This is a genomic window from Acinetobacter sp. ANC_7511, from assembly GCF_056779975.1.
The window spans coordinates 1-1,385 of sequence record NZ_JBWYIY010000041.1 but is presented as its reverse complement, the minus strand read 5'-3'; the positions used below and the strand labels follow the sequence as shown (position 1 = coordinate 1,385).

The 1,385-nt window shown below is 42.7% G+C and carries 1 protein-coding gene and 1 pseudogene; both read right to left on the bottom strand.

From position 1 onward, the window contains the following. A pseudogene (locus AC1M9L_RS14690) lies at positions 1-119 on the bottom strand (aromatic-ring-hydroxylating dioxygenase subunit beta); the annotation flags it as partial. 10 nt (positions 120-129) lie between these two features. Further along, positions 130-1,385, bottom strand: a 1,256-nt coding sequence (locus tag AC1M9L_RS14685) for an aromatic ring-hydroxylating oxygenase subunit alpha (RefSeq protein ID WP_481592543.1), incomplete at its 5' end; no start/stop codon positions are given.

Genomic DNA, 1,385 nt, shown 5'->3' with positions numbered 1-1,385 from the left:
TACTGACCTTGCTCTTCCCATAATGCTAACCAAGTTTGGTAATCCGAATGGTCAAGCATATCCGCTTCTGCCCAGATAAATGCGGTTACTTCATTTACTAAATTTACGTCGATTTTCATTGCATTCCCCTTAAGCCGTCATAATCTTTTTCCACTGCTGATAAGCAGCGCGCATACCTGTTTCAGCACTTACATCACTTTTCAGACCATCTTCGGTTTTAACTTCACCGGGTAATCCGCGATGTAGCATGACCCAAAGATCATTGCCTGCATTGGAGCCTTTTTGTACACGTTCCCAAGCCTCGGCATCATCTGGCGTACCAAAGCCAAACGGTCCTTGGAAGTGTTCGTGTAGACGTAAGCGATATTGGTTGGCAATTTGAGGTCCACCATCCATCGTAATAACAGAGTGATGAATTTCAGTTTTATCGACTGCTAAAGGCTGCATAACACGGAAAAATGCCATTGAACATGCGATATTCGGGAAGATGTTCAGGTTAAAGCCCGTACCACCTACAGCTCGGCAGATACGTCGTACTTCAAGTTCTTCATGTCCTTCATCACGAAGTGCTTGTGCCAGCTCTTCGAAACGCTCTTGAATTGGGCGTTCCATTAGTTCTTCTTCGAGATCGATCAGTTCAGGAATCATGACCATGACACTGTGACCATTTCCAAGATCTTCAACATAACCTGGCTGATTTTCGAAGTTGAAAAGTTCTTCAGTTTTTTCGTCAACAGAGCTCAGGAATGATTTGTGTACCAATGGGAAATGGTAAGCATCCGTTGTATTTTCTAACTGAATCTTCCAGTTGCCAGGGAATGTAAAGCGATGTTCGCCCAAGACTTTGACTGGGTAGCCTGCACCCTGTTTCATGAACAGATCAATCCACTTTTTAGCAGGACCAAGGAAATCTACAAGCGGCTCAATGTCTTGTTTAAATGTAGCGAAGATCATGCCGTTATATTCTTCGACACGTAAACTCACCATAGGGAGTTCAGATTTGTCTAAGCATTCGCCATAACTTTCCGGAGATGGTACGCCACGTAATGTGCCATCTAATGCATAGCTCCAACCATGATAAGGACAAACGAAACTATTGGTTTTGCCTTTTTTATGTTCACATACTGTCGCGGCACGGTGACGGCAACGGTTTAAAAGTACATGAACTTTTTTCTTACGGTCACGTACTACGACAACAGGCTGTAAACCTACATTAATCGTTTTATAGCTTCCTGCTTCAGGAAGTTCACTTGCATGTGCAACCCATACCCAAGTGTTGTAAAAGATTTTTTCCATTTCTTCTTCAAAAATGGCTGAATCTTTATACAGCGAAGTATGTACACGGTCACTTTGAACCAGTTCGTTGTAATCAATTTCGATATTTT